We start from the raw sequence: 25389 nt of genomic DNA on the forward strand, positions 1-25389 counted from the left end.
CGCAGGTCGACCGTCGCCCGCTTGAGGGTAGTCGCGGGTTTCTGCTCGCTGCTCATGTCTACCTGCCGAGTTCGTTGTCGAGGCGGCGAAGAGGCCGTCGTCGGTCGCCAGGTCGAGGTCGGTGCCGCCGGGGGCGCCGTCCACCGTCCGGAGCAGGCCGCGCAGCCGCGCGGCGTACGTTCCTGACGGTCCGTCACCGTCCGAGCGGGCCGGCGGCCGTGAGCGCCGCCTCCAGTGCGTCGAGGGCGGCTTGGACCGGGTCCGGCGCCTCGCCGACCAGCTCGCTCCACAGGAATGCGGCGACGGCGGGTGGTCGGGTGGTCGAAGACGAGCGTGCTGGGCAGCCGCAGTGCGGTGGCGTTGTTCAGCCTGTTGCGCAGTTCGACGGCGGTGAGGAGCTCGAGGCCCAGGTCCATCAGTCCGCGCTGGACGTCGATCGTCCGCGGGGCCGTGTGGGCCAGGACGGTGCCGACCTGTTCCCTGAGCGAAGTCGAGCAGCAACTCCTGCTGCTCGTCCGCGTCCAGGCCCGTGAGCCGTTGCGCCAGCGGGACTTCCGCCGGGCGGTGGCGCTCCGGCCGGCTCGGCGCCCGGTGCGCACCAGGCCCCGGTACAGCTCGGGCAGTGCGTCGCCGAGGCCGCGCGAGTGCCGCGAGGTCGAGGCCACCGGCGCAGCACCGGGCGGGTCCCCGCCGCGCCGTCGGCCTCTCTGCGCCACGGCTCCGGTCAGGCCGAGTCGAGCCGCGAGCGCCCGGTCGGTCGGCATCGGCAGGATTCCGTTGCGGGCGAGTGCCTGGCCCGGTCGGCGTGGTCGAGGTCGTTCGCCATGCCGTCCCGCCACATGCCCCAGGCGAGGGACACGGCGGGCAGGTCCGCGCGCCGGTGTTCGGCGAGCGCGTCCAGGAAGGTGCGTTGCCCGCCGCGTAGTTGGCCTGTCCCGCGTTGCCGACCAGTCCGGCGACGGAGGAGAAGAGGACGAAGTCCGTCGGTCCGAGTCCGGCGGTCAGCGTCGCAGTTCCAGGCGGCCGCCACCTTCGGCCGCAGGACCCGGTCGAGGCTCCGGGCCCATGGCCTCCAGCGTGGCGTCCTCGACGACCTGGCCGCGTGCACGACCGCGGTGAGCGGGTGTTCGGCGGGGATCGAGCTGAGCAGTGCGGCCAGTGCGTCGCGGTCGGCCGCGTCGCAGGCCGCGACCCGTACGTCAGCGCCGAGCGCTGTCAGCTCGGCGACCAGGTCGTCCGCCCCGCCGCGCCGGCTGGTGAGCAGCAGGTGCCGGGCGCCGCGGGCGGTCACCAGGTGCCGGGCGACCTGGCGCCGAGTGCGCCCGTAGCCGCCGGTGATCAGCACCGTGTGCTCCGGGTCGAACGCGGCGTCGGCGTCCGGGGCCTGGGCCGGGTGCGGGACCTTGGCGAGTGCGGGTCACGCGGGCCCTGTCCGTCGTGGAGTTCGAGCTGCGGCCTGGGGTCGGCCAGGGCGGCGGCCAGCAGCGCCCGATCGGCCGGCAGGCCGTCCAGACGATGTGCTGGAAGCGTCCTGGGTGCTCCGACTCGGCGGTCCTGAGCAGCCCGGACAGCGCGCTGTGCGCCAGTCTCGGTGCTGACCACGGCGAGCCGTGCCCGTCCGGCAGGTCGGTGGCGAGCCACTGCCGCAGGACCGCCAGCACCTCCTGAGTGACCCGGCCGGTCTCCCGCACCGGGGCCGGGCGCACCGGCAGGACGACGACGTCGGGTGCGGTCGCGCCGTCCGCCGTCGCGGCGGCCAGGGCCGCGAGGTCGGCGTGCTGCTCGGCGGCGAGTCCGGTGTCGGTCCCGCCGAGACCACGACGTACGGGTCGCCGCCGTCGGCGAGTGCCACACCGGCCCGCTCCACCGCGTACAGGTGCGGGGCGGAGGGGCGTTGCAGCGCGCCGCCCGCCGGCAGTTCCCGCAGGGCGAGGGAGGCGACGTGGGCGACCGGCGCGCCCGTCTCGTCAGCGATGGTGACGGCGAGTCAGCGTCCGGGCGGGTCGACAGCCTGACCTGCAAGGCACCGGCCGGGGACCCGGTCAACTGGACGCCGCCGAAGGAGAAGGGCAGCCGCAGTCCGGCCGACTCTCCAGGAGCAGCTGCAGCGCGGCGTCGAACAGGGCCGGGTGCAGGGCGAATCCGCCGGATCCGGCGGGATCGTCGGCGGGCGGCCGCACCTCGGCGTAGAGGTCGTCGCCCGACCGCCAGGCCGCCGTCAGGCCCTGGAAGGCGGGGGCCGTAGCCGTAGCCCTGGTCGGCGAGGCGGTCGTACAGGTCGTCGACCGGCTGGGGTTCGGCGCCGGCCGGCGGCGGACGCGGAGGTCGGGGGACGGGGCCGGGGTCGGGGGACGGCGGCCGATCACGGTTTCGGTGGCGTGCCGGTTCCAGACGTCGCCCTCCTGGTCGCCGTGCGCGAGTGGACGGCGACGGGCCTGCGGCCGTCGTCGTCGGGGTCGCCGACGGTGATCTGGAGACTGGAGCGCGCCCTCGTCAGAGGACCAGGTGTCTGGAGGGCGAGTTCCTCAGCCGCTCGCAGCCGAGTGCGGTGCCCACGTGGAAGCGCGAGAGCTCGACCAGGGCCGTGCCCGGGACGAGGAGAGTCCCGGCGACGGCGTGGTCGGCGAACCAGGGTGGCTGCGGGCCGAGATCCGGCCGGTGAACAGGACGCCGTCGGAGTCGGCGAGCGGCACCCGCGGCCCTGAGCAGCGGGTGCCGCGCGGAGTCGAGTCCGGCCGAGGTGACGTCGCCGCCGCCGGGCCCGTCGGTGAGCCAGTGGCGCCTGCGTTGGAAGGGGTACGTCGGCAGGTCCGCGGCCGGTGCGGTGCCCCGCCGAACAGGGCGGGCCAGTCCACCGGTACGCCTCGTACGTGGGCGTGGGCCACGGCGGTGACGGCGGTGTGCGGTTCGGGCGCCCGCCGCGCACCATCGGGACCAGGAGCGACGTGGGGTCGAGGAAGTCCCGGTCCCAGCGCGCTGAGCACGCCGTCCGGGCCGAGTTCCAGGTAGGTCCGTACGCCTTCGGCCTCCAGGACGCGCGCCGCGTCGAGGAAGCGCACGGGCCGGCGGACTGCTCCACCCAGTACTGGCGTGGTCAGTCCTCCGCGCCAGCCCGCCGCCCGGTCAGGTGGAGACGACCGGGATGGTGGGCGCGGCGTACGTGAGGCCCTTCGCGACCGTCTGAACTCGTCCAGCATCGCGTCCATGCGTGCGGGGAGTGGAAGGCGTGGCTGACGCGCAGCCGCTTGGTCTTGCGGCCCAGCGCGGCGAGTTCGGCGCCGACCGCCTGACGGCTGCCGCGTCGCCCGACAGGACCACGGAGGCTGGGGCCGCTGACGGCGCGACGCCGAGCTGGTCCTCGCGTCCGGCGAGCAGCGGCAGCACCTCCCGCTCATCGGCCTGACGCGAGCATGGCGCCGCCTTCGGGCAGCGCTTGCATCAGCCGGCCGCGGGCCGCGACGAGCCGCGCCGCGTCCGGCAGCGAGAGGACGCCGGCGACGTGTGCGGCGGCCAGTTCGCTGATGGAGGGCCCGAGGGAAGTCCGGCCGTACGCCCCAGCTTTCGAGGGAGGCGGAAGAGCGCGACCTGGGTGGCGAACAGGGCGGCCTGCGTGCAGCCGGTCCGGTCCAGCGGCGCCGGTCCTCGCCGAACAGGACGCTCGAGCAGGCGGTGTCTCCAGCCAGAGGTCGAGCTCCGCGCACACGGCGTCCAGGGCCCGGGCGTAGACGGGGTAGGGCGGCGTACAGCTCGCGGGCCCATGCCGAGTCGCTGGCTGCCCTGCCCGGTGAAGAGGAAGGCGGTGCGGCCGTCCACGGGGGTGCCGCGTACGGCCGGTGCGGCGAGGGCGTCGACCGCTTCGGGGGCGGTGGCGGCGACCACCACGGCGCGCGGTGCGGCAGTGCGGCCCGTCCGACGGCCAGGGTCCGGCCCGTCGGCGCCAGGTCCTGCCGGTCGGTGCCGGTGAGGGCAGCGGCGACCTGGTCGGCCTGCGCCAGCAGGGCCGCTTCGTTGTGCGCGGACAGCAGCAGCGGCACGACCGGCATCGGCTCGGCCGGTTCGGCCTGCGCGTCCGGCGCATCGGCCGCGCGGCTGCTCCACGATGACGTGGGCGTTGGTGCCGCTGATGCCGAAGGAGGACACGCCCGCCCGGCGCGGCCGCTCGGACTCGGGCCACGGCACCGCGTCGGTGAGCAGTTCCACCTCGCCGGCGGACCAGTCGACGTGCGGGCTCGGCTCGTCGATGTGGAGGCTCTTGGGGAGCACGCCGTGCCGCATCGCCATGACCATCTTGATGACGCCGGCCACACCGGCCGCGGCCTGCGAGTGGCCGATGTTGGACTTCAGGGAGCCCATCAGGAGCGGCGAGGGCGGTCCTGCCCGTAGGTGGCAGAGGACGGCCCTGGCCTCGATCGGGTCGCCGAGCGTGGATGCCGGTGCCGTGCCTCCAGCGCGTCGACGTCGGCGGTGGCCAGCCCGCGTTGGTCAGGGCCTGGCGGATCACCCGTTCCTGGGCGGGGCCGTTGGGGGCGGTGAGGCCGCTGCTGGCGCCGTCCCTGGTTGACGGCAGTGCCGCGGATCACGCCGAGGATCCTGCGGCCGTTGCGCCGGGCGTCGGAGAGCCGCTCCAGCAGGAGGACGCCGGCGCCTTCGGCCCAGGCGGCCCCGTCCGCCCGCGCGGAGAAGGACTTGCAGCGGCCGTCGAGGCCAGGCCGCGCTGCCGGCTGAACTCGACGAACAGGGTCGGCGCGGCCAGTACGGTCGCACCGCCGGCCAGGGCGAGGCCGCACTCGCCGTTGCAGCGCCTGCGCGGCGAGGTGGATCGAGACGAGGAGGAGGAGCAGGCGGCGTCGACGGTGATCGCCGGCCCCCCGCGGGCCGAAGGTGTAGGCGACGCGGCCGGAGGCGACGGAGACCGTGCTGCCGACCGACAGATAGCGCCCTCCATCCCTTCGAGGGACGTCCTCGGGCGTGCCGCGTAGTCGTTGGCCATGACGCCGGCGAACGCCGGTCCGGCTGCCCTTGAGCGAGGTCGGGTCGATGCCGGCGCGCTCGAAGGCCTCCCAGCAGATCTCCAGCGAGGAGGCGCTGCTGCGGGTCGATGGCGGTGGCCTCCCGGGCGCTCACCCCGAAGAGTTCGGGGTCGAACTGCGGCGCCTCGTAGAGGAATCCGCCGTGCCGGGTGTACGAGGTGCCCGCGTGGTCGGGGTCCGTGTCGCGCAGGCCGTCCAGGTCCCAGCCGCGGTCGTCGGGGAACGGGCCGATGGCGTCCCGCTCGTCCGACAGCAGCGTCCACAGCTCCTCGGAGCTGACCTCGCCCGGGTAGCGGCAGGCCATGGCGACGATCGCGATCGGCTCGTCGGAGGCGTCGACGGCGGGTCCGGCGGCGACAGGTCCTGCGTCGGCCGTCGTCCCGTCGGTCGTCCCGTCGGCCGGGCCGAGCAGTTCTGGTGCGCAGGAAGGCGGCCAGCCTCGGCCGTGCTCGGGTGGTCGAAGAGCAGCGTCGCGGGCAGCTTCAGGCCCGCGGCCGCGTTCAGCCGGTTGCGCAGTTCCACCGCCTTGAGCGAGTCGAAGCCCAGCTCGTTGAAGGCCCGTTCGGGCGCGATCCCGTCGGCGTCGGCATGGCCCAGTACGGAGGCCACGGCGCCGCGGGACCAGTTCGAGGAGCGCGCGCCCTGGTCCTTGGGGGCAGGGGCGCCAGGCGTTCCCGAGCGAGTTCCCGCCCGTCCGCTCGTCGGCGCCGGAGGCGGCGGCGCGCCGCGCGGGGCGCACCCAGGCCGTGGAAGAGCGCGGGCAGCGTGCCGTCCGCGCCCGCGCCCGCAGCCCGGTGTGGTCGAGGAGCGCCGACGAGCACCGGCCCGCCGTTCGCGAGGGGCCGCGTCGAACAGGGCGAGGCCCTGCTCGCTGCCGATCGGGGGCGATGCCACCGCGGGACAGGCGGGCGAGGTCGGCGTCGGTCAGGTGACCGGTCATCCCGCTGCCCTCGGCCCACAGTCCCAGGCCAGCGACGTCCCGGGCAGGCCGAGGGTCCCTGCGGTGCTGCGCGAGGGCGTCCAAGCAGGTGTTGGCCGCCGCGTAGTTGGCCTGTCCCGCGGTGCCGACCGTGCCGGCGAGCGAGGAGAAACAGGACGAACGCGGCCAGGTCCAGGCCGGCCGTCAGCTCGTGCAGGTGCCGGGCGGCATCGACCTTGGGGCGCAGCACGGTGTCGAGCTGCTCGGCGGTGAGGCCGTGCAGCGTGCCGTCGTCGAGGACCCCCTGCGGTGCAGGACCGCGGTCAGCGGGTGCTCGGTGGGGATCGCGTCCAGCAGCGCGGCGACCGCGTCCGGTCGGCCGTGTCGCAGGCGACGACGGGACACGTCGGTTCCGTGGGCGGTGAGTTCGGCCTCCAGCTCCAGCATGCCCTGCGGCGTCCCGGCTACGCCGGCGCTCGCCAACAGCAGGTGCCGTACGCCGTGTTCGGCGACGAGGTGGCGGGCGAACAGCCGGCCGAGGGTGCCGGTGGCGCCCGTGACGAGCACGGTGCCGTCGGGGTTCAGGGCGGGCACGGTGGCGTCCGTCGCGGGCGGCGTGGCCGTGGCAAGCCGCGGTACGAGCAGGGTCCCGTCGCGCAGGATCGCCTGCCCGTCCGGTACGGCCGCCAGCGCACGGCCGAGTTCGCCCTCGGAGAGGTCCCAGTCCGTCAGGTCGAGCAGGCCGAACCGGCCGGGGTTCTCGGCCATCGCGGTGCGCACGAGACCCTGTGACGGGGGCCGCGCCGAGTCCGGCCTCCGTGCGCGCGGTGGTCGCGTCGCGGGTCACGAAGACCAGGCGCCGGCGAACTGCCCGTCGGCGAGCCACTCCCTGGGCAGGCGCAGGCGCGGTGCGCCACGGCGCGGGGCCGTCGTCGCCGGGGAAGGGGGCCACGACGGCGCGGACGTCGGCCGGGCCGGTAGGGTCGAAGCCGCCCAGCGGGCGGCAGAACCGTGTCCCGCGTCGTCGAGGACGCACGCGGTGGCCGGTTCGGCCTCGGCGGTCGTCCACTCCACCTGGAGCAGCGGCTGACGGAGCACCGCACCGGCCAGCCGCGCAGTCCACGGGCCGAGACCGAGCGTCCCACCGACGCGATGGGGCACCGCTCGTCGCTGAGCGGCGGACAGGGGCGGCGCCCGAGCCGCGCGGGCGATCTGACGCGCAGCACGTCGGTGCCGTCGCGCAGCCGTACGCCGGTCCAGGCGAACGGTGCCACCAGGCGGCCGTCGGCCGCGAGGGCGAGGCGCAGGCGGCGTCGAGGAGAGCCGGGTGATGCCGAAGTCGCCCGCGGGGACGTCCGCCGGCAGCGACCTCGGCGTACGTCTCCCGCCCCGCACGCCACAGCGCCCGCAGGCCCCGGAAGGCGGGCCCGTACTGGAAACCCCGCCTCGGCGAGCGTGTCGTACGCCGCCGTCAGGTCGACTGGTTTGGCGCCGGCCGCGCGGCCAGGCGGTGTCGAGGGCGGGTCAGCGGAGTCCGTCCGCGTGGGCCCAGGACGCCGGTGGCGCAGGGTCCACGGTGGTCGTGGCGTCGTCGGACCCGGGCTCCGGGCGGGAGTGGACGGACAGGGCGCGCCGGCCCTCCTCGTCCGCGTCGACCACGACCTGGGAGCTGTACGGCGCCGTGGGGCGGCCAGCACCAGCGGTGCCTGGAGGGTCGTCTGTCGAGCTGGTCGAGGCCCGTAGATCACCCGCCCCGGTCGGCGAGGTCCGCACAGCGCGGTGCCGGGCAGCACGGTACCGCCACGGCGTGGTCCGCCAGCCAGGGCTGCGTCGAGGGCGATCCTGCTGCTCAGGACGAGCTTGTCGTCGTCGGCTGCGGGAGCGCGGCGCCGATGAGCGCGAAAGTCGCCGCGTGCCGTGCCGTAGTCCGCCCCGGGCGTCCCCGGCCGTGGCCGGGCCCTCCAGCCAAAGTGGGCGGCGGCGCCGGCAGGTGGGCCGGCAGGCTCGACGGCGTGCCGCCGCCGGCGGTCACGGCGCCCAGCGTCGAGCGCGCGCCACGTGGGCCTGCGCGGCGGAGGCCAGGAAGTCGCCGAGGCCGCCCCCGCCGCGGTGGAGCACGGTGACGCCGTCGTGCGCCGCCGCCCGATCTGCCTTCTGAGGGCGATGGTCATCGGGCACCGGTGTCAGCCCGATGAAGACGCGGTGGCCCCGGTCGAGCAGGGTCCGGGTGGCCTCCTCCAGCTGGGACGGTGCTGCGCAGGTTGCGGAAACCAGCGCGGCGCCGTTGAGCCCGTGCCGTCCAGCGCTGCCCGCGATGGTGGAGGAAGTGGCACTCGACGGGGCGCGCGGGCGAGCGAGGACAGGCGTCGAGGAGTTCGTTCGCGCGGTCTCGACGTGCGCGGAGTGGGAGGCGTAGTCGACCGGCGCGCGGCGCTTTGTCGGTCGGTGGTTGAATGAGTTGTCCAGTGGTCACCTTCTCCATGATCATCACCACGACCAGGACCGTTGTGGGCGATGTCGATGGCGCTGCCCCAGCGGGTGCGACGAGTGCAGGCGACCCTACGGCCGGTCACCGAGCATCCATCCCGCCCGTACCCGCCAACCGTACGATCGCCTACGCAGCGCCACATCTTCGCCGCGTCGTCCAGGGACAGCGCCCGACACGACGGCCGCCGCGATCTCGCCCTGCGAGTGGCCGTGATCACCGCGTCGGGCCCGATGCCCACCGAACGCCACAGCGCGCGGCTAGGGACACCATCACCGTTCGACAGCGCCGCTGCACCACGTCCACCCGGTCGAGGGCCGGGCGCGCGTCCGCACCGGCGCAGGACGTCCAGCAGCGACCAGTCGGTGAACGTGGTGCCAGCCTGCTCGCGACGCGGCCAGCCGGGCGGCGAACACCGGGAGTGAGCCGACGAGCCCCAGGGCCAGTGCCCCGCCACTCGCGAGCCCTGCCCGAAACACGAACACCGTCCTGCGCCCGGTGACCGCGCCCTGCACGAGGTTCGCCCAGCGACCTCCTGCCGCCGAGGCGAGGGCGGCCGGGTGGTTCCGGCCAGCAGTCCGTCCCGGTCGGTGCCCGAAAGACGGCCGCCCGGAAGAGGTGCGCCCGGTCGCGAGCGCGGCGGCGACCCGGCGCGGGGTTTCGGTGGTGTCCGCGCCAGCAGCCTCCCGCATCCTGGCCGGCCCGCGCCGCGAGGCGCCCGCCGCTTCTTCGCCGACAGCACGAGCGGCAGCCCCGGCAGCGCGCGCAGCCGGCCCGTCGCCACTGCGTGGGCTCCGGGCCCCGCTTCCAGGACCACGTGGGCGCCTGCGCCGCTGATGCCGAACGAGTGGCACGGCCGCGCGCCGCGGACGCGTCACCTCCGGCCACGCCCGGTGCTCGGCGACCAGCTCCACCGCGCCCGCCGATCCGGTCACGACGTGCGGCGTCGGCCTCGTCCACGCAGCGCGTCGCCGGAAGCTCTCCGCCGCGCATCGCCGCGAGCATCTTGATGATGCCCGCGACGCCCGCGGCGGCCTGTGTGTGACCGATGTCTCGACTTGATCGATCCGGAGGCGCAGCGGTTCGTCGCGGTCCTGGCCGCAGGTGGCCAGCAGCGCGTTGGCCTCGATGGGTCGCCGAGGCGGGTGCCGGTGCCGTGCGCCTCGACCGCGTCGACCCGTGCGGGGGCGAGGCGGGCGCTGGCGAGGGCCTGGCGGATGACGCGTTCCTGGGAGGGCCCGTTGGCGGTGAGGGCCGTTGCTCGCGCCGTCCTGGCTGACCGCGGAGCCGCGGATCACGCCGAGGAGCGTGGTGCCCGGAGCCGCCGGGCGTCCGAGAGCCGCTCCAGACCAGCATGCCGGGCGCCCTCGCCCCAGCCGGTGCCGTCCGCCGACGCGGCGAACGACTTTGCAGGTCCCGTCCGGCGACAGGCCGCGCTGCCGCGAGAACTCGACGAAGGTCGTCGGCGTGGACATCACCGTGACTCCGCCGGCCAGCGCCATCGAGCATCGCCCTGGCGCAGCGCGCTGCGCGGCCAGGTGACCGCCACCAGCGACGAGGGAGCAGCGCGGTGTCCAGCGTCACGGCGTCCTTCGAGACCGAACGTGAGGCCACCCGGCCCGACAGGACGCTGGAGATGGTGCCTGTCAGCAGATGTCCCTCGAAAGCCCTCCGGCGCACCTCCGCGCGACCCGTAGTCGCTGTAGTATGACGCCCGCGTAGACGCCGGTCGGAGCCGCGCAGCGGCGGGGGTCGATCCCCGCCCGCTCCAGCGCTTCCCACGCGACCTTCCAGGCACCCCGCTGCTGCGGGTCGGTGGCGATCGCCTCTGCGCGGGCTGGCCCGAAGAACTCGGCGTCGAACTCGGCCGCCTCGTGGAGGAATCCGCCCTGCGCGTACAAATGAGGTGCCGGTCTTGTCGGCCGCTCGTAGAGGGTTTCCGACGTCCCAGCCGCGGTCGGACGGGAACGTGTCGATGGCGTCGCGGCCCTCCGCGACGAGCCGCCACAGGTCCTCGGGCGAGGAGACTCCGCCCGGGTAGCGGCAGCCCATGCCGACCACGGCGATCGGTTCGTCGAGTCCTGCGGAGTGGGCGGTCGTTGCCGGGACGGCAGCCGTGCCGCGGCGTCGAGCCGCTCCAGCAGGAAGTCCGCCACGGCCTGCGGCGACGGGTGGTCGAAGACGAGGGTGGTGGGCAGGCGCAGTCCGGTCACCGCGTTGAGGCGGTTGCGCAGTTCGACGCTGGTGAGGAGTCGAAGCCGGTGTCCTTGAACGCCCTGGCCGGGTCGATGTCGGCGTCGGCGCCGTGGCCGAGGACCAGTCCGACGGTCTCGCGCACGGTCCTGAGCACGGCCTGGGCCCGCTCCTCCGCGGTGAGCGCGATCACTGCTCGGCCCACGACGAGTCGGCGCCACGGGCGGTGCCGGCCGCCCGCCTGCGGCGGACGCGGACCAGGCCGGTGAACAGTTCGGGGAGCGCGTTCTCCGTGGCGCGGGCGCGCAGGGCGGTCAGGTCGAGTTCGGCGGGGGACCAGCAGCGGTTCGGCCGAGGCGAGTGCCGCGTCGAACAGGTCGAGACCCAGGTCCGCGAGCGGCACGATGCCGCCCGCTTCCACCGGGCGACGTCGGCGTCGGCGAGGGTTCCGGCCATGCCGTCGGCGCTGTCCCACAGGCTCCAGGCGAGGAGGTGGCGGGCAGGTGCCGGGCGCGGCGGTGCTGGGCGAGGGCGTCGAGGAAGGTGTTCGCGGCGGCGTAGTTGGCCTGGCCCGCGCTGCCCATGCGAGACCGGCGATGGACGAGAACAGGACGAACGAGGCGAGGTCGAGGGACTCGGTGAGGCGGTGCAGGTTCCAGGTCGCGTCGGCCTTCGGCCGCAGCACCCGCTCCAGACGGTCGGCCGACAGCGAGGCGACCGTCACGTCGTCGAGGACGCCCGCCGTGTGCACCACGGCGGTCAGCGGACGCTCGGCCGCGACCTCGTCCAGCAGCCCTGCCAGCGCGTCGGAGTCCGCGACGTCGCACGCCGCCACCTGAGCCCGTACGCCCAACTCGGCGAGTTCGGCGACGAATTCGGCGGCCCCCCGGAGTGTCACTCCCCACGCCGCGACACCAGCAGCAGGTGCCGTGCACCGTGCCGGGTCACCAGCCTGCGTGCCACCAGCCAGTCCCAGGGTGCCCAGGGCGCGCGGTCACCAGGACCGTGCCCTCCGGGTCCAGAGCGGCCACGGTGCCCTCGACGGCGCCCGGGGCACGCGTCAGACGGGGCACGAGCAACGCGCCGTCCCGTACCGCCACTTCGGGCTCGCCGGAGGCCAGCACGGCGGGCAGCAGCTGGCACCGCTCTCGTCCACGTGGACGAGGACGAGCCGGCCGGGCTGCTCGGTCTGCGCGGTGCGGACGAGGCCGACGAGCGGGGCCGTGTGCAGCGCGCCGTCCGGTACGACGAGGACGAGACGGCTCTCCGCGAACTGCGGGGCGGCCAGCCAGGCGCGCACCGCGTCGAGGCCGCGCGCCGCCGTGGCGTGGGTCCGGTCCAGTACGTCGTCGGTGCGCCGGCGGCGAGCTGCCGCTCGCCGAGTACCACGAACCCGGTACGGCGGTTCCGCCGTCGACGGCGGCGCCGAGCGCGGCGAGGTCGGCGTAGGGGGCCTCGCCGATCCTGACCCAGCGCTGGTCGGCGACCGGCTCGACCGCGGGGACGGCCTCCCAGGCCACCCCGTACAGGGACTCGATCGGCCGGTCCGGCGACGGCGAGCCGGTCGCGGGCGATGGGCCGCAGGGCGACCGATCTCGATCGCCGCCACCGGGGCGCCGGTGCCGTCGGCGAGCGCGAGACGGGCGGTGTCCTGGCCGGTACGTGGGTCCAGCGGACGCGCAGCACCGTGGCGCCGACCGCGTGCAGCGCGAAGCCCGAGAACGAGAACGGCAGCCGGATCGTGCCGTCGTCCGACGCAGAGTCCGCCGCCTCCGGGACGAGGGGGTGCAGCACGGCGTCGAGGAGGGTGGGGTGCACCCGCAGCGCGCCGCCTCGGTGTGCAGCCGGTCGGAGCAGGGCGACCTCGGCGAACAGGTCGTCACCCGCGCGCCAGGCCGCCGTCAGGCCCTGGAAGGCGGGCCCGTAGCCGTAGCCCAGGTCGTCGAGGCGGTCGTAGACGCCGTCCAGCGGGATCGGGGTGGCGTCGGCCGGGGGCCACTAGTCGAGGGCGACGCCGGGTGCGGGGACGGCGGAGGTGAGCAGGCCGGCCGCGTGGGCGGTCCACTGTTCGCCGGTGCGGGCGTACACGGTGAACCGGCGGTCGCCGCGCGCGTCGGCCCGGTCGACGGTCAGCCGCAGTTGGGCGGCCGTCTGCCGCGGGAGGACCAGGGGTGCCTGGAGGTGAGTTCCTCCACGGTGGCGTGCCCCAGCCGCTCGGCCGCGGTGCCCGCGAGTTCCAGGAACAGGGTGCCCGGGACCAGGGACCGTCCCGCCGATCGCGTGGTCGGCCAGCCACGGGTGCGAGGACAGCGACACGGGAGGCCGAGAATCGCACGGCGTCACCGTCGGGGCTCCGTGATCACGGCGGCCAGCAGCGGATGGTCCACGGCCGTCAGGCCAGGCCGGCCGCGTCGCCGGAACGCGGTGCGTCCAGCCAGAAGCGCTCGCGCTGGAACGCGTACGTGGGCAGCTCCACCACGCCGGAACCCGGCAGGAAGCCCGCCCAGTCCACCTCTCCACGCCGTGGGTGTGCACGGCGCCGAGGGCGGCGAGCAGGGGCGCCGCTCCGGACGCCCCTTGCGCAGGGCCGACACCACGACGACGCCTTCGGTGTCGGCCAGGCACTCCCCGCCAGACCGGCCAGTGTCGCGTCGGGGCCCAGCTCGACGAACGCCGTCACGCCCCGTCCGGCCAGGGTGGCGACCCCGTCGGCGAACCGGACGGCCGAGCGGGCCTGGACGGCCCAGTACTCCGGCGCGAACTCCTCGATCACCTCACCGGTGACGTTCGAGACGACCGGGATACGGGGCACCGCGTGCGTCAACTCCCGCGCCACCGCAGTCAGTCTCGTCCAGCATGCCGTCCAGATGTGCGGAGTGGAAAGCGTGACTCACCTTCAGCCGCGTCGCCTTCACGCCCTCCGCGCGCCAGCTCCACGACATCGAGCACGGCCGCCTCTGTCACCCGAAACGACCGTGCCAGTCGGGCTGTTGAGACCGGCGACCTCCACACCGGTACGGCCGTCGAGCCATCCGGCGACGCGCTCCTCGCCCGCGTTCAGAGCAGCCATCGCCCCTGCCCGCGGCGACACCGTCCATCAGCCGGGCCCGCGCACACACCAGACGCGCCGCATCCGGAAGCGACAGCACACCCGCCACATGAGCCGCCGCCACCTCACCCACCGAATGACCCACCAGAAAGTCCGGGGTCACCCCGTAGTGGGACAACAGACGAAAGCGCCACCTCGATCGCGAACAGCGCAGGCTGCGTGAACGCCGTCCGCTCCAGCAGCTCCGGCTCACCCACGATCACGCCAGCGAGCGAGCGGTCCAGATGGACGTCCAGCGCCGCGACAACCTCGTCGAACGCCACGGCGAACACCGGCTCGCCTCACGTACAACTCACGCCCCATGCCCAGGCGTTGACTGCCCTGGCCGGAGAACAGGAACGCCAGTGAGCCCGTCGTGGCAGCCTCGCCGCGGTCAGCGCGCGCAGTGCGTCCAGGAGTTCCTCGCGGGTCTCGCCCACGACCACCGCACGGTGGTCGAAGCGGGACCCCGCGACACCGCGAGAGAGCGGCCCACGGCCGCGACGTCCAGCTCCGGCCGCTCCTCCAGGAACGACACCAGCCGCCCCGCCTGCTCCGACAGGGCGGCTCCCCGACTTCGCGGACACCACCCACGGCACCGGGCCCGGCGCCGACGGCTCCTGAGCGGCAGCCACGGTCGGCGTGGCCTGCTCGACGATGAGGTGGGCGTTGGTGCCCGCTGATGCCGAAGGACGAGACGCCCGCCCGGCGCGGACGGTCGAGCTCGGGCCACTGCTCGGCCCGCGTCAGCAGTTCCACCGCGCCGGCCGACCAGTCGACGTGCGCGGTCGGCTCGGCCACGTGCAGCGTCGCGGGCAGGACGCCGTTGCGCATCGCCATGACCATCTTGATCACGCCCGCGACGCCCGCGGCGGCCTGCGTGTGACCGATGTTCGACTTCAACGAGCCGAGCCGCAGCGGTTGTGGGGTCGCGGTTCCCTGGCCGTAGGTGGCCAGCAGTGCGTTGGCCTCGATCGGGTCGCCGAGCCGGGTACCGGTGCCGTGCGCCTCCACCGCGTCCACGTCGGACGCGGACAGGCGCGGCGTCGGCCAGCGCGGCGCGGATGACCCGCGCTCCTGGGAGGGGCCCGTTCGGCGCGGTCAGGCCGTTGCTGGCGCCGTCCTGGTTCACGGCGCAGCCACGGATCACCGCGAGCACCTGGTGTCCCGTTGCGCTCGGCGTCCGACAGCCGCTCCAGGACGAGCAGGCCCACGCCCTCGGCCCAGCCCGTGCCGTCCGCCGTCGAGGAGAACGCCTTGCAGCGGCCGTCCGGGGCGAGAGGCCGCGCTGCCGGGAGAACTCCACGAACATGCCGAGGGGTGGCCATGACGGACACGCCGCCGGCGAGGGCCATCGGAGGACTCGCCCTGGCGCAGTGACTGCGCGGCCAGGTGCAGTGCGACGAGCGAGGACGAGCAGGCGGTGTCGACGGTGACCGCCGGGCCTTCGAGTCCGAAGGTGTAGGCGAGGCGGCCCGGAGGCGACGCTGGCGGTGTTGCCGGTCAGCAGGTAGCCGTCGTGGCCGCCGGGACGGCGTCGTGCAGCCGCGGCCCCGTACTCCTGTGCCGTGGCGCCCACGTACACGCCGGTGCGGGTGCCGCGCAGCGCGGTCGGGTCGATGCCCGCGCTGCTCGAAGGCCTCCCAGGCGGTCTCCAGGAGCAGCCGCTGCTGGGGCTCCATCGCGGCCGCCTCGCGGGGGCTGATGCCGAAGAACTCTGCGTCGAACCGGTCCGCGCGTCGTGCGGGAAGCCGCCCTCGGGCGGCGTAGGTCGTGCCGGGGCCGTCCGCGTCGGGGTCGAGAGCGCGTCGAGGTCCCAGCCCCGGTTGGTGGGGAATCCGTCGACCGCGTCGACCTCGTCCCCGACCAGCCGCCACAGGTCCTCGGGCGAGGTGACCCCGCCCGGCAGCCGGCACGCCATGCCGACGATCGCGATCGGCTCGTCGGGGCCCACGGTCCGTACGCGTCGTCGCCCTGGGATCCAAGTACTGGTCCTGGTCGTCGCCTTCGCCGTCCTGGTCCGTGCCGAGGAGCTGGTCAGCGAGGTGTTCGCGCGAGTCTGGCCGGGGTCGGGTGGTCGTAGAGGAGGCCGGCGGGCAGCGCGAGTCCGGTGGCCGTGTTCAGCGCGTTCCGCAGTTCGACGGCCGAGAGGGAGTCGAAGCCGAGTTCCTTGAAGGTCGTGTCGACGGGTACGTCGCGCGCCGATCCGTGGCCGAGCACCGCCGCCACGTGCGCGCGCGCACCAGTGCTAGCTCGTCGCCGCGCGGCTCGGGGCCGCTTCGGCCAGCTCCGCCTCGCCCCGGCAGGGCGGGTCTCGACGGGCCGGGCCTCGGTGGGCGCGTCCGCCGGACCGTCAGCCAGAAGGGCCAGCGCTGGAAGGCGTACGTGGGCAGGTCCACCAGGCCCGAACCCGGCAGGAGCCGCTCCCACTCCCGCGCCGACGCCGTGCACGTGCGCTGCGGCAGCGCCGTCAGCGGGAGCGCCGCTCCGGACGCCCCTTGCGCAGGACCGACACCACCACGGCGTCCTCGGCTCCCGCCAGGCACTCCCCGCCAGACCGGCCAGTGTCGCGTCGGGGCCCAGCTCGACGAACGCCGTCACGCCCCGTCCGGCCAGGGTGGCGACCCGTCGGCGAACCGGACGGCCGAGCGGGCCTGAACGGCCCAGTACTCCGGCGCGAACTCCTCGATCACCTCACCGGTGACGTTCGAGACGACCGGGATACGGGGCACCGCGTGCGTCAACTCCCGCGCCACCGCAGTCAGTTCGTCCAGCATGCCGTCCAGGTGCGCGGAGTGGAAAGCGTGACTCACCTTCAGCCGCGTCGCCTTCACGCCCTCCGCGCGTGCCAGCTCCAGGACGTCGAGTACGGCCGCCTCGTCACGAACGACCGTGCCGGCCGGGCTGTTGAGTCCCGCCACCTCCACACCGGACCGACCGTCAGGCCATCCCGGCGACGCGCCCCTCGCCCGCGTTCAGAGCAGCCATCGCCCCGCCCGCGGCGACATGCCGTCCATCAGCCGGGCCGCGCACACCAGACGCGCCGCATCCGGAAGCGACAACACACCCGCCACATGAGCCGCCGCCACCTCACCCACCGAGTGACCCGCAAATAGTCGGGGTCACCCCGTAGTGGGACGGCAGACGGAACAGGGCCACCTCGATCGCGAACAGCGCAGGCTGCGTGAACGCCGTCCGCTCAGCAGCTCCGGCTCACCCACGATCACGCCGGCGAGCGAGGCGGTCAGATGCGCGTCCAGCGCCGCGACAGCCTCGTCGAACGCCGCCGCGAACACCGGCTCCGCCACGTACAACTCACGCCCCATGCCCAGGCGCTGGCTGCCTGACCGGAGAACAGGAACGCACCGCGCCGTCCGGCCTGCACGGCCCGACGCCACACCGGCCGCGGGCGTACCGGCGGCAACGCCCCTACTGCTGCCAGGAGTTCGTCACGGGTCTCGCCCACGACCACCGCACGGTGGTCGAAGCGAGCCCGCGACACCGCGAGAGAGCGACCCACCGCCGCGACGTCCCAGCTCCGGCCGCTCCTCCAGGAACGACACCAGCCGCCCCCGCCTGACCGGCCACGGCTGCGGCCGACTTGCCGGACACGACCCACGGCACCGCGCAGATGCGGGCTGCTCGGCGCCGGGCAGTTCCTGGGGCGCCGCCACCTCGGCGGGCCTTGGTCCGACAGCACGACGTGGCAGTTCGTGCCGCCCATGCCGAAGGGCTGACGCCCCGCGTAGAGCGGCTCGTCCGGCCGCGGCCACGCTCGCGGCTCTGCTGGACGGCGAGCTTCAGCGCGTCGAACTCGATGTCAGGGTTGGGGGTTTCGAAGTTCCAGAGCTCGGCACGAGTTCGCGGTGGCGGATGCAGAGCGCCGCCTTCAGCAGGCCGACGATACCAGCAGCCCCTTCGAAGTGTCCGACGTTGGTCTTCACCGATCCGACCCCGCAGCTCGGCCCCGTCCGCGCGGCCGTCACCGAGACCGCGCCCAGGGCCGACGCCTCGATCAGGTCGCCCACCTTCTCGTTCCTGTGCCGTGGAGTTCGAGGTACTGGACCTGCTCGGCAGGCACCTGTGCGCGTTCGTACGCCTGCCGCAGGACGTCCTGCTGACCGGCCGGGCTCGGCACGGTGAGGCCCTCGGTCGTCCCGTCGTTGTTCATGGCGCTGCCGTGCAGCACGCAGTAGACCAGGTCGCCGTCCGCCAGGGCGGCGTGCAGCGGCTTGAGCACCACGAACGCGCCGCCCTCGCCTCGGACGTAGCCGTTCGCGCGGGCGTCGAAGGTGTAGCTGAGGCCGTCGGGGGGACAGGGCGCCGAACCGTTCCGCGCCAGGGTGCTGTCCGGCACCAGGTTGAGGTTGACTCCGCCGGCGACGGCCGTGGCGGACTCGCCGCGGCGCAGGCTCTCGACCGCAGGTGCACGGCGACCAGAGGAGGAGGACTGGCCGGTGTCCACGGCCGCGCTCGGTCCGTGCAGGCCGAGGGTGTGGGGAATCCGGTTGGCGATGACGCCGCGGTTGAGGCCCGGTCAGCGTGTGGTGGGTGATGCCGTCGGCCCCGCGCCGGTGCGTGAGGGCGGCGTAGTCGTCGGCGATGACGCCGACAGGAGACACCGGTCCGGGTGTCAGCGAGGCCGGACGGGAGGATCCTGGCGTCCTCCAGTGCCTCCCAGGCGAGTTCAAGCATGAGCCGCTGCTGCGGGTCCATCGCCGACGCCTCGCGCGGGCTGACGCCGAAGAAGGCGGCGTCGAAGCCGCTGACGTCCTCCAGGTAGCCGCCCGGCCGCGCGGGCAGTTCGGGGCACCCGCCCGTGCGCCGATCGCACTGCGGCCGTCGCAGCAGCTGCCACAGCTGTGCGGGGTTCTCCGCGTGCGGCAGCCGGCAGGACATACCGACAATGGCGATCGCCTCGGTCGAAGTCGACGTGTCCGCTTGGAATTCAGCCATGGTCGAGCCGTCCTGCCTATTGTCACGTACGAAGCCTGAGCGGAGGCGTAGCACCCGCAGCCGTGCGGGTGCTACGTCAAGTGGTGCTGTGGCGGCCGGTCCAGCCGGCTCGTTTCGTTCTGCTGCTACGACAACTGCTACGGCAGCGGTCGGCTCGTACGTCGCGACGAGCTCCCAGCGAGGACCTTCCCGCTGGACCCCACGGGAGTGCGTCGGTGAACTCCACGCGGCGGGGGGTACTTGTACGCGGCCAGACGCTGTCTGGCCCACTCGACGATCTCCTCGTCCGCTCCGGCGGCAAGGTCCTGCGGCCGGGCGGGCACGACGATCGCCCACACCTCCTCGCCGAGCACGGGTGCGGCACGCCGATGACCGCCACCTGTGCCACGGCCGGATGTCCGACGAGGAGTTCCTCCCACCTCGCGCGGATAGACGTTGTAGCCGCCGCGCAGGATGAGGTCCCCTGCTGCGGCCGACGACCCAGAGGTAGCCGTCGTCGTCCAGGCGGCCGGAGGTCGCCGGTGCGGAACCAGCCGTCGGTCAGCACCTCGGCGGTGAGAGTCCGGGCGGCCGAGGTGTCCGCGCCATGACGCTCGGGCCGCGCACCACGATCGCCCACCTCACCGACGGGCAGCAGCTCGATGCCGTCGGCGTTCGGCCCGCCAGGCCTGTGCCGCGACCGTGACGCCGGTGATCGGCACCCGACCGTTCCGGGCGGAACGTCAGGCGGGGTAGTGGTAGGCCCACGCTGCACGACGTCTCGGTCATCCCGTAGCCCTCGTAGACCGGGCATCCGAACGTGTCGCTGACGTCGTCGAGGGTCTTGACCGGAAGCGCCGAACCCCTGCTGAACACGCGGTCGGACCGGGTAGGACCGGCCCGCCGTCGGCCACCGCGTCGAGCAGCGAAGTACATGGTCGGCACGCCGCCCATGAACACCGTGCAGCCGTGCTCCGTCATCAGATCGAGGGGCTACGGCGGAGAACCTCGGCATCATGACGATGGAGATGCCGGCGCGGAAGCCCGTCAGCATGCGCAGATCTGACCGAACCCGTGCGACAGCGGCAGACAGCCGAGCGGGACGTCGTCGCGCCGGAACGCTACGGCGTGGTGACCATCCGCTCGACGTTGTCACAGGATGTTCCGGTGGGTGAGCATCACGCTCTGGGCTGCCCCGTCGTCCCCCGACGTGTAGAACACGACCGCGACGTCGTCGGGTTCCACGCGCTCGCGGACTCGTCGACCGGCGGCTGCATGGCTGGAGCCGCGCTCTCCACGTCGGCAGTGTCCGCAGGCGCGGGCCGACGGTGAGCGCACCGTTGCCCAGCGGCCCGGCCGCCTCGCGCCCGGGTGAACAACGAGGCGTCGCACACCAGGAACTGGGCCTCGGCGTCGGCCAGGACGTGCTCGATCTCCAGGACGGTCGCCATCACGTTCAGCGGGATGACGACGGCGCCGGCGCCAGGACGCCGAAGCGTGCACGGCGAGGAACTGCGGGGTGTCGGCCAGGAGCATGGCGACGCGGTCCCCCGGCCGTACCCGTTGGCCCGCAGCACGGAGGCGTAGCGCTGTGCCCGTTCCCCACAGCCACCCGTAGGTGACGTGCCCGGACTCGTGGACGGGGGCGGTGTCGTCAGGGTACTGCGCCGCCGTGTCCGGACAGCACGGCGGCAACGGACCTGGTCATCGGGTCAGCAGTCCGTCTTTCGCGGTGGGTGCCGGCCCATCCGCCGCCGGGTGGGGAGGTGGACCAGTCGCGCGGGCGCTCGCGGTCGGGATGTCGGAGTTCCTTCCAGATGCCGTGCAGGGCGTGGGCGAAGTTCTCGACCTCGCTCTGGTCGTGCACGGCGGACGGCGCGATCCGCAGGATCTCCTCGCCCGCAGGCACGCTGGGGGCGTTGATGGACTGGACGTAGATCGTGCTGCTCGAAGCAGCAGCTGCGACGCCGCTTGCACAGACGGTCGTCGCCGACGAACGCCGAACGATGTGGGGTCCGTCGAGATGAACGGGATGTCGGCCTCGATCAAGCAGGCTGTGCAGGAGCCGGGCGTTCTCCGACAGGGGACTTGCGCTCCACGTCGGAGGAGCGCAGGTACTGGACCGACGCCAGCGCACCGGCCGCGACCGCCGGCGGCGGCGAGGTGGTGAACGAACGAGCGCGAGTAGGTCCGTACGCGCGTCCACGAGGGCGGCCGGTCCGGCGATGTAGCCGCCGATCGTGCCGAAGCCCTTGGCCAGGGTGCCCATCACGACCGTGAAGCGGTCGGCGATGCCTTCCTGCGCGGCGATGCCGGCGCCCTGCGGGCCGTACATGCCGACCGCGTGGACCTCGTCGATGAAGGTCGTGGCGCCGTACTTGTCCGCGACGTCGGCGATCTCGGCGAGGCGGCGCGACGTTGCCCAGCATGGAGTGAGACGGTCTCCGCGACGACGAGCTTCCGGGGCGTCGGCGGGAGCGGCAGCGAGCAGCTCTTCGAGGTGGGCGACGTCGTTGTGGCGGAAAGATGTGCTTCTTCGCGCCGCTGTGCCGCAGGCCGTCGATGATCGAGGCGTGGTTCTTCGCGTCGGAGAACACGATGGTGATCCGCCGGCATCCCCGCCGGGATGGAGAGCGAGCCTTCGTTGGCCGTGTATCCGAGGTGAACAGGAGCGCGGCTTCCTTGCCGTGCAGGTCCGCCAGTTCGTTCTCGAGACGGACGTGGAAGTGGTTGGTCCCACCGATGTTCCGGGAGCCTCCGGAGCCCACGCCGTGGTGTCGATCGCCTCCTGCACGGCCGCGATGACCTGGCGGTTCCTGACCCATGCCCAGGTAGTCGTTGCTGCACCAGACGCTTACTTCCGAATCCACCCCGTCGCGTCGCGCGGTGGCCAGCGAAACGCTGCCGGAACGACGTCCGATCTCCAGGAATTCACGCTTGCTCTCGGCGAGATCGTCAGCGGTTATCCCATTCAAATATGATGCCAGATGCGCGTTCATTCGTTCGCCTTCTCGATGGAGCGGTTGGATTGACATGCGGCCAAAAAGGCCTGCGAGGTCCGCGGTTCTGCGATTTCTGCGAGTGCTTGCGTCAGACGCTCTGCGCGCGCAGGAGCGCTTTGTCGGGCTTTCCCGTTGCTGTTCATCGGCAGCGCGTCGAGAAGACGGCTATCTTTTCCGGCACGTGAATCGGGGACAGCGCCTCGGTGATGCGCGTGCGAATGTCCGCCACGTCGACGTTCTCGGCCGGATCGCATTCGATCGCGGCGTGGATGTGGTCGCTGCCGTCCTCGTCGCGCACACCGTAGACGGCGGCGTGCCGGACGCCCGGTGGGAGAAAGATTTCCGCTTCGAGGGACGATGGGATGGACCTTGACGCCACCGACCTGTGATGACGTGGGCCACCCGGCCCCAGGAGGGTCAGATAACCGCGCTCGTCGACGAAGCCGATGTCGCCGGTGAAGTACCAGCCGTCCCTGATCACACTGTGCGGTCAGTTCCGGCAGGGCCGTTGTAGGCGTCCATCATCTGGGGCGAGCGGACGCGGACCTCACCGATCTCCCCCGCCGGCAGTTGCTCGCCCGACTCCGAGTTGCAGACGACGACCTCCACCTCGGGGAAGGGCCGCCCGACGGTGCCCGCGAGCTCCGGGTCGCCGTGCTCCGGAGGCGTCAGGGGCTCGTGATGCGGCCGGCCTCGCTCGCGGCGTGCCCTGCCACAGGACGGGACCGAAGAGCCGGAACGCCTGGGCGATCCGGGCGGGGGCCGCTGGGGCTGCCGCCGCAGACGATCCGCTTCAGCGAGGTCATGCCGGCCGCCGCCACGTGCCCGTCGCTCTCGGGGACCCCCTGCTCCAGCAGGTGGTCGAGGAGCTGGAAGACGTGGTTCGTCGCCATGAACGTCCACGAGATGTCCTTCTCCGCGGCGACTGGCCTGCGCGAACTTCTCGGCGTCGAACGTCTCGTGGAGGTAGAGCGCCCCGCCCAGGGCGAGGCACCCGTCGACCATCGGGGCGACGCGCGTGGCTCAGCGGGGTCGACACCAGGATCGAGGCGCAGTCGGCTTGCCGGCCCAGCCCCATCCACGCCTGCAGAGTGGCTTCCCACGCGCGGCCCGAGGCTTGGATGCCCTTGGGGCGGCCCGTGCTGCCGCTCGTGTGGCCGATGAAGGCGAGCGCGTCCGGCTCCCACGCCTCGACCTGCGGGACGTCGGGGGCGTCGGCGCCATCGGGCCGGTCTACGTCCCGCACCCGCGTCACCGGGATCCCGCTGGCGTCGGCGAGCTCCGCCGCGCGCTCCGCGCCCTCGGCGTCGGCGAAGACGGTCACGGTTCCGGTCTCGCGCAGGATCTGGATCTGGTGGTCCAGCGGAAGGACCGTCGCCCGGGTACCGGGATTCGTGGTCCGCAGATAGCAGACGGCGCGCGCCGAGGAGATGCGTCGCGTACCGCGCGGTGAGCATTTCTGGGGCTGTTCGGCGCGGCCAGCACGGCCACCACGTCCCCCTGCACCTCCGCGATCGCGCAGCTGCGGAATGCTTCGGTCACGGACCGGATCAGGTCACCACCGGAGAAGGCTTTATCACGCCAATGGGCGACCGCCCTCGTTCCGGCGCGGCTGCGAGCAGGTGAGTATCTCGAGACGTAACTCCGATGCGTACTCCACCATTGCTCCGGGCAGGCTCATGGGACCTTCCTTTTATTCTCCAACTAACGGCGCTATTCGATTGGGCGGTTCCAACTTTCGCCGCGCAATTCGAGTCGGTCAAGCCTGTTCCACCGGCACTCAAGCGATCGTTTTGCGCTTCTTGAGTAATTCCTTCTTTCCTGGTCGCGCGTATACGTGCCCTTCGACAAAGAGACAGTGTGCTCTTCTTAAAGCCTTCTAAAACTCACCGTGTCCCGGCCGCGCAGAGGCGTCACATGAGCCCGCGCAGGGGCCACTTCGGGGACGAAAAAGCAACTTCGACATGGATCACGGGGGCGGCTACGTTCACCTGGCCTTCGGAGTTCGCGAACGGCCAGGCCCCCCAACCTGGGAGAGACGCATGCCCCAACTCGCTCTGTACACATTCGGCGTCCTGAAGTCGCCCCTCGCCGATCCCGGACCGCTCACCCGCGAGTTCCACGACAGCAGCGAAGCCGTCTACCGCGGCGATCAGCCGGCACCCCGGATGCCTCGCCCGCGCCGAAGCGGCGGACGGCAGCCGGGGCACGCTCTTCGACCTGGACTGGGGCGACTGGGGCGAGTTCGCCGCACCGGCCTGGTACGACAAGGGCCGCACCGCGCAGACCGCCGCCCTGGCCGCGACCCTCTCCCTCTGGACCGGCCTGCGCCCCGCCTTCGACGCCATCTACACCGGCCTGCACCGCCAGGCGCTGAACCGGCGCACGACTGGTTCGAGGCGGACCGGCCACCCGGCCACGTGTTCTGGTGGGTCTCCGAGGGCGTGAAACCCACCTGGCAGGACGGGGTTTCCGGCTGGAGCACCTCGCACGACCACGGCTCCGCACGCACGCCTTCACCTTCCGGCACGCGTTCGACCCGGAGGGAACTCCGGCCAGGGTCAAGGGCGTTGGGCGGCAGGCGGCCACGGCTCCCGGGTGAGGACCGACCGCCCCCGGTTGAACATCGACACCCGCCTCGACGACGTCACATACTGTGGCTCGTTCCCCTGGGGCAACGGAACCGTCGAGGAGACGAGAGTCGTCTGAGGCAACAGGTCGTCTGAGGCAGCGAGGTCGTCTGAGGCAACAGGATCGCCGGTCTCCGGGGCGCGGCCGGTCGTCAGCAACGGGGAGCCACCGTGAACGCACCTGCGTCGTCCGCCGTCTGGTCGGCCGGTGACACCGTCGACGGCCGCTACCGAGTGATCGGTGAGCTGGGCCGGGGGGCGGGATGGGCGTCGTGCACCGTGTGCGGCACCTGGGCTGGGGCATCGACATGGCGGTGAAGAGTCCGCGCCCCGAACTCTTCGACGGCCCCGGCGACCAGGCGCTGTTCGTCAGGGAGGCCGAGGCGTGGGTCTCCCTCGGACTGCATCCGCACGTCTGCGCCTGCCACTACGTACGGGTGGTGGGCGGCGTCCCCACGTGTTCGCCGAGTACGTCGAGGGCGGCAGCCTCGCGGAGTGGATCGGCGACGGGCGGCTCTACGCCGGGGGCGCCCGGCAGGCCGTCGCCCGCGTCCGGGACACGGCCGTCCATTGGCGCGGGCCTGGAGCACGCCCATCGCAGGGCCTCGTGCACCAGGACGTGAAACCGGCCCATCGTCTGCTCGACGGCGCGGGCACCTGCGAAGATCACCGACTTCCGGCCTCAGCGGTCGAAGGCCGCCGTGATGGTCCCCGCCGGGCGCCACATCGGGGCCGGAAGGCGCCGCATCGGGCCCCGGGCGTCGGCGTGCCGGTGCCGGAGCTCAGCGATGCTGGTGCCGCGCGCGGCATGACGGTCGTCTACGCCTCGCCGGAACAGCTCACGGGCGGCGACAGCGTCGGACGGCGCAGCGACGTCTCTACAGCTTCTGCGGTCGCGGTGCTGGGAGATGATCACCGGCCGCGCGTGGTGGTCGGCGGGCCCGGTGGCCGGTCTGGCCCTGGAGGAGTACCTCAGCGCGACGCCGCGAATCAGTCGCGGCGCCCGGCGCTGAAACTCGCCAGCCTGCTGCGACGCTGCCTGCGCCAGTCGCGGCCCGGCCGCCCTCGATGGCGGACATCGCGGACGATAGCTCGCGGAAGATCCAC

The 25389-nt window shown here is 73.3% G+C and carries 21 protein-coding genes and 19 pseudogenes; 2 read left to right on the forward strand and 38 right to left on the reverse strand.

Annotation, left to right across the window (positions count from 1 at the left end; all coding sequences use genetic code 11):
• The 38 genes and pseudogenes from RBJ77_RS28715 to RBJ77_RS28900 form a co-directional block, all read right to left on the reverse strand.
• Nucleotides 1–764, reverse strand: a 764-nt coding sequence (locus RBJ77_RS28715) for an acyl carrier protein (RefSeq protein ID WP_372347686.1), incomplete at its 3' end; no start/stop codon positions are given.
• 175 nt (nt 765–939) lie between these two features.
• Nucleotides 940–1005, reverse strand: a pseudogene (locus RBJ77_RS28720) (hypothetical protein); the annotation flags it as partial.
• A gap of 61 nt (nt 1006–1066) precedes the next feature.
• Nucleotides 1067–1345: pseudogene (locus RBJ77_RS28725) on the reverse strand (KR domain-containing protein); the annotation flags it as partial.
• Between the two features lie 697 nt (nt 1346–2042).
• A complete protein-coding gene (locus RBJ77_RS28730; protein WP_372347687.1) occupies nt 2043–2366 on the reverse strand; it encodes a polyketide synthase dehydratase domain-containing protein in 324 nt (107 codons plus the stop codon).
• A gap of 127 nt (nt 2367–2493) precedes the next feature.
• A complete protein-coding gene (locus tag RBJ77_RS28735) occupies nt 2494–3111 on the reverse strand; it encodes a hypothetical protein (RefSeq protein ID WP_372347732.1) in 618 nt (205 codons plus the stop codon).
• 836 nt (nt 3112–3947) lie between these two features.
• Nucleotides 3948–4043: pseudogene (locus tag RBJ77_RS28740) on the reverse strand (hypothetical protein); the annotation flags it as partial.
• Between the two features lie 100 nt (nt 4044–4143).
• Nucleotides 4144–4410, reverse strand: a pseudogene (locus RBJ77_RS28745) (hypothetical protein); the annotation flags it as partial.
• Nucleotides 4353–4990 (reverse strand): annotated as a pseudogene (locus RBJ77_RS28750) (beta-ketoacyl synthase N-terminal-like domain-containing protein). The pseudogenes RBJ77_RS28745 and RBJ77_RS28750, both read right to left, overlap by 58 nt.
• Nucleotides 4926–5075 (reverse strand): annotated as a pseudogene (locus tag RBJ77_RS28755) (beta-ketoacyl synthase N-terminal-like domain-containing protein); the annotation flags it as partial. The pseudogenes RBJ77_RS28750 and RBJ77_RS28755, both read right to left, overlap by 65 nt.
• Nucleotides 5076–5136: 61 nt before the next feature.
• A pseudogene (locus RBJ77_RS28760) lies at nt 5137–5334 on the reverse strand (beta-ketoacyl synthase N-terminal-like domain-containing protein); the annotation flags it as partial.
• Between the two features lie 194 nt (nt 5335–5528).
• A pseudogene (locus RBJ77_RS28765) lies at nt 5529–5924 on the reverse strand (acyl carrier protein); the annotation flags it as partial.
• 254 nt (nt 5925–6178) lie between these two features.
• Nucleotides 6179–6717: pseudogene (locus RBJ77_RS28770) on the reverse strand (KR domain-containing protein); the annotation flags it as partial.
• A gap of 598 nt (nt 6718–7315) precedes the next feature.
• Nucleotides 7316–7360, reverse strand: a pseudogene (locus RBJ77_RS28775) (hypothetical protein); the annotation flags it as partial.
• A gap of 1290 nt (nt 7361–8650) precedes the next feature.
• On the reverse strand, nt 8651–9484 hold the full coding sequence (locus RBJ77_RS28780) for a hypothetical protein (protein WP_372347733.1): 834 nt from the start codon (nt 9482–9484) through the stop codon (nt 8651–8653).
• A complete protein-coding gene (locus RBJ77_RS28785; RefSeq protein WP_372347734.1) occupies nt 9366–9653 on the reverse strand; it encodes a hypothetical protein in 288 nt (95 codons plus the stop codon). The genes RBJ77_RS28780 and RBJ77_RS28785 overlap by 119 nt, the downstream gene beginning before the upstream one ends.
• Before the next feature lie 75 nt (nt 9654–9728).
• Nucleotides 9729–9936, reverse strand: a pseudogene (locus RBJ77_RS28790) (beta-ketoacyl synthase N-terminal-like domain-containing protein).
• Between the two features lie 144 nt (nt 9937–10080).
• Nucleotides 10081–10848: a beta-ketoacyl synthase N-terminal-like domain-containing protein gene (locus RBJ77_RS28795; protein WP_372347688.1), complete on the reverse strand. Its 768-nt coding sequence runs from the start codon at nt 10846–10848 to the stop codon at nt 10081–10083.
• Between the two features lie 93 nt (nt 10849–10941).
• Nucleotides 10942–11211, reverse strand: a complete 270-nt coding sequence (locus RBJ77_RS28800) for a KR domain-containing protein (RefSeq protein ID WP_372347735.1) — start codon at nt 11209–11211, stop codon at nt 10942–10944.
• Nucleotides 11212–11270: 59 nt separating this feature from the next.
• Nucleotides 11271–11525 (reverse strand): annotated as a pseudogene (locus RBJ77_RS28805) (KR domain-containing protein); the annotation flags it as partial.
• A 162-nt stretch (nt 11526–11687) separates the two neighbouring features.
• A complete protein-coding gene (locus RBJ77_RS28810) occupies nt 11688–11927 on the reverse strand; it encodes a hypothetical protein (protein ID WP_372347689.1) in 240 nt (79 codons plus the stop codon).
• Nucleotides 11928–12382: 455 nt separating this feature from the next.
• A pseudogene (locus tag RBJ77_RS28815) lies at nt 12383–12601 on the reverse strand (polyketide synthase dehydratase domain-containing protein); the annotation flags it as partial.
• Between the two features lie 24 nt (nt 12602–12625).
• Nucleotides 12626–12943, reverse strand: coding sequence for a hypothetical protein (locus tag RBJ77_RS28820; protein ID WP_372347690.1), 318 nt, complete (start codon nt 12941–12943; stop codon nt 12626–12628).
• A 76-nt stretch (nt 12944–13019) separates the two neighbouring features.
• The gene (locus RBJ77_RS28825) at nt 13020–13463 is read right to left on the reverse strand and encodes a hypothetical protein (protein WP_372347691.1); all 444 of its coding nucleotides are present in this window, start codon (nt 13461–13463) and stop codon (nt 13020–13022) included.
• Between the two features lie 124 nt (nt 13464–13587).
• A complete protein-coding gene (locus tag RBJ77_RS28830) occupies nt 13588–13839 on the reverse strand; it encodes an acyltransferase domain-containing protein (protein ID WP_372347692.1) in 252 nt (83 codons plus the stop codon).
• On the reverse strand, nt 13802–13999 hold the full coding sequence (locus RBJ77_RS28835; RefSeq protein WP_372347693.1) for a hypothetical protein: 198 nt from the start codon (nt 13997–13999) through the stop codon (nt 13802–13804). Before RBJ77_RS28835 ends, RBJ77_RS28830 begins: the two co-directional genes overlap by 38 nt.
• 360 nt (nt 14000–14359) lie before the next feature.
• A pseudogene (locus tag RBJ77_RS28840) lies at nt 14360–15921 on the reverse strand (type I polyketide synthase); the annotation flags it as partial.
• Nucleotides 15825–16316 (reverse strand): annotated as a pseudogene (locus RBJ77_RS28845) (acyl carrier protein); the annotation flags it as partial. The pseudogenes RBJ77_RS28840 and RBJ77_RS28845, both read right to left, overlap by 97 nt.
• Nucleotides 16313–16813 (reverse strand): annotated as a pseudogene (locus RBJ77_RS28850) (acyltransferase domain-containing protein). The pseudogenes RBJ77_RS28845 and RBJ77_RS28850, both read right to left, overlap by 4 nt.
• Before the next feature lie 702 nt (nt 16814–17515).
• Nucleotides 17516–17743, reverse strand: coding sequence for a hypothetical protein (locus RBJ77_RS28855; RefSeq protein ID WP_372347694.1), 228 nt, complete (start codon nt 17741–17743; stop codon nt 17516–17518).
• On the reverse strand, nt 17731–18231 hold the full coding sequence (locus RBJ77_RS28860; RefSeq protein ID WP_372347736.1) for a polyketide synthase: 501 nt from the start codon (nt 18229–18231) through the stop codon (nt 17731–17733). Before RBJ77_RS28860 ends, RBJ77_RS28855 begins: the two co-directional genes overlap by 13 nt.
• 110 nt (nt 18232–18341) lie before the next feature.
• A pseudogene (locus RBJ77_RS28865) lies at nt 18342–18671 on the reverse strand (beta-ketoacyl synthase N-terminal-like domain-containing protein); the annotation flags it as partial.
• Nucleotides 18672–19211: 540 nt separating this feature from the next.
• Entirely contained in the window at nt 19212–19631 is a 420-nt protein-coding gene (locus RBJ77_RS28870) for an AMP-binding protein (protein WP_372347695.1), read from the reverse strand.
• 673 nt (nt 19632–20304) lie between these two features.
• Nucleotides 20305–21306: an aminotransferase class I/II-fold pyridoxal phosphate-dependent enzyme gene (locus RBJ77_RS28875; protein WP_372347737.1), complete on the reverse strand. Its 1002-nt coding sequence runs from the start codon at nt 21304–21306 to the stop codon at nt 20305–20307.
• A pseudogene (locus RBJ77_RS28880) lies at nt 21230–21685 on the reverse strand (aminotransferase class I/II-fold pyridoxal phosphate-dependent enzyme); the annotation flags it as partial. The pseudogene RBJ77_RS28880 and the gene RBJ77_RS28875, both read right to left, overlap by 77 nt.
• Before the next feature lie 106 nt (nt 21686–21791).
• Nucleotides 21792–22133 carry a hypothetical protein gene (locus RBJ77_RS28885; protein ID WP_372347696.1) on the reverse strand — a complete coding sequence of 114 codons (342 nt, stop codon included), beginning with the start codon at nt 22131–22133 and terminating at the stop codon, nt 21792–21794.
• Nucleotides 22130–22324, reverse strand: a complete 195-nt coding sequence (locus RBJ77_RS28890) for an AMP-binding protein (RefSeq protein ID WP_372347738.1) — start codon at nt 22322–22324, stop codon at nt 22130–22132. The genes RBJ77_RS28885 and RBJ77_RS28890 overlap by 4 nt, the downstream gene beginning before the upstream one ends.
• A complete protein-coding gene (locus RBJ77_RS28895; protein ID WP_372347746.1) occupies nt 22321–22545 on the reverse strand; it encodes a hypothetical protein in 225 nt (74 codons plus the stop codon). Before RBJ77_RS28895 ends, RBJ77_RS28890 begins: the two co-directional genes overlap by 4 nt.
• Nucleotides 22455–23183: an AMP-binding protein gene (locus RBJ77_RS28900; RefSeq protein WP_372347739.1), complete on the reverse strand. Its 729-nt coding sequence runs from the start codon at nt 23181–23183 to the stop codon at nt 22455–22457. The genes RBJ77_RS28895 and RBJ77_RS28900 overlap by 91 nt, the downstream gene beginning before the upstream one ends.
• A gap of 511 nt (nt 23184–23694) precedes the next feature.
• Here RBJ77_RS28900 and RBJ77_RS28905 point away from each other — a divergent pair.
• Together RBJ77_RS28905 and RBJ77_RS28910 are read left to right on the forward strand one after the other, a co-directional pair.
• Nucleotides 23695–24254: pseudogene (locus RBJ77_RS28905) on the forward strand (DUF3291 domain-containing protein).
• A gap of 300 nt (nt 24255–24554) precedes the next feature.
• The gene (locus RBJ77_RS28910) at nt 24555–24905 is read left to right on the forward strand and encodes a hypothetical protein (protein WP_372347697.1); all 351 of its coding nucleotides are present in this window, start codon (nt 24555–24557) and stop codon (nt 24903–24905) included.
• Nucleotides 24906–25389: the final 484 nt, after the last annotated feature.

The organism is Streptomyces sp. KL116D, from assembly GCF_030766975.1.
GTDB classification, from domain to species: domain Bacteria; phylum Actinomycetota; class Actinomycetes; order Streptomycetales; family Streptomycetaceae; genus Streptomyces; species Streptomyces longispororuber_A.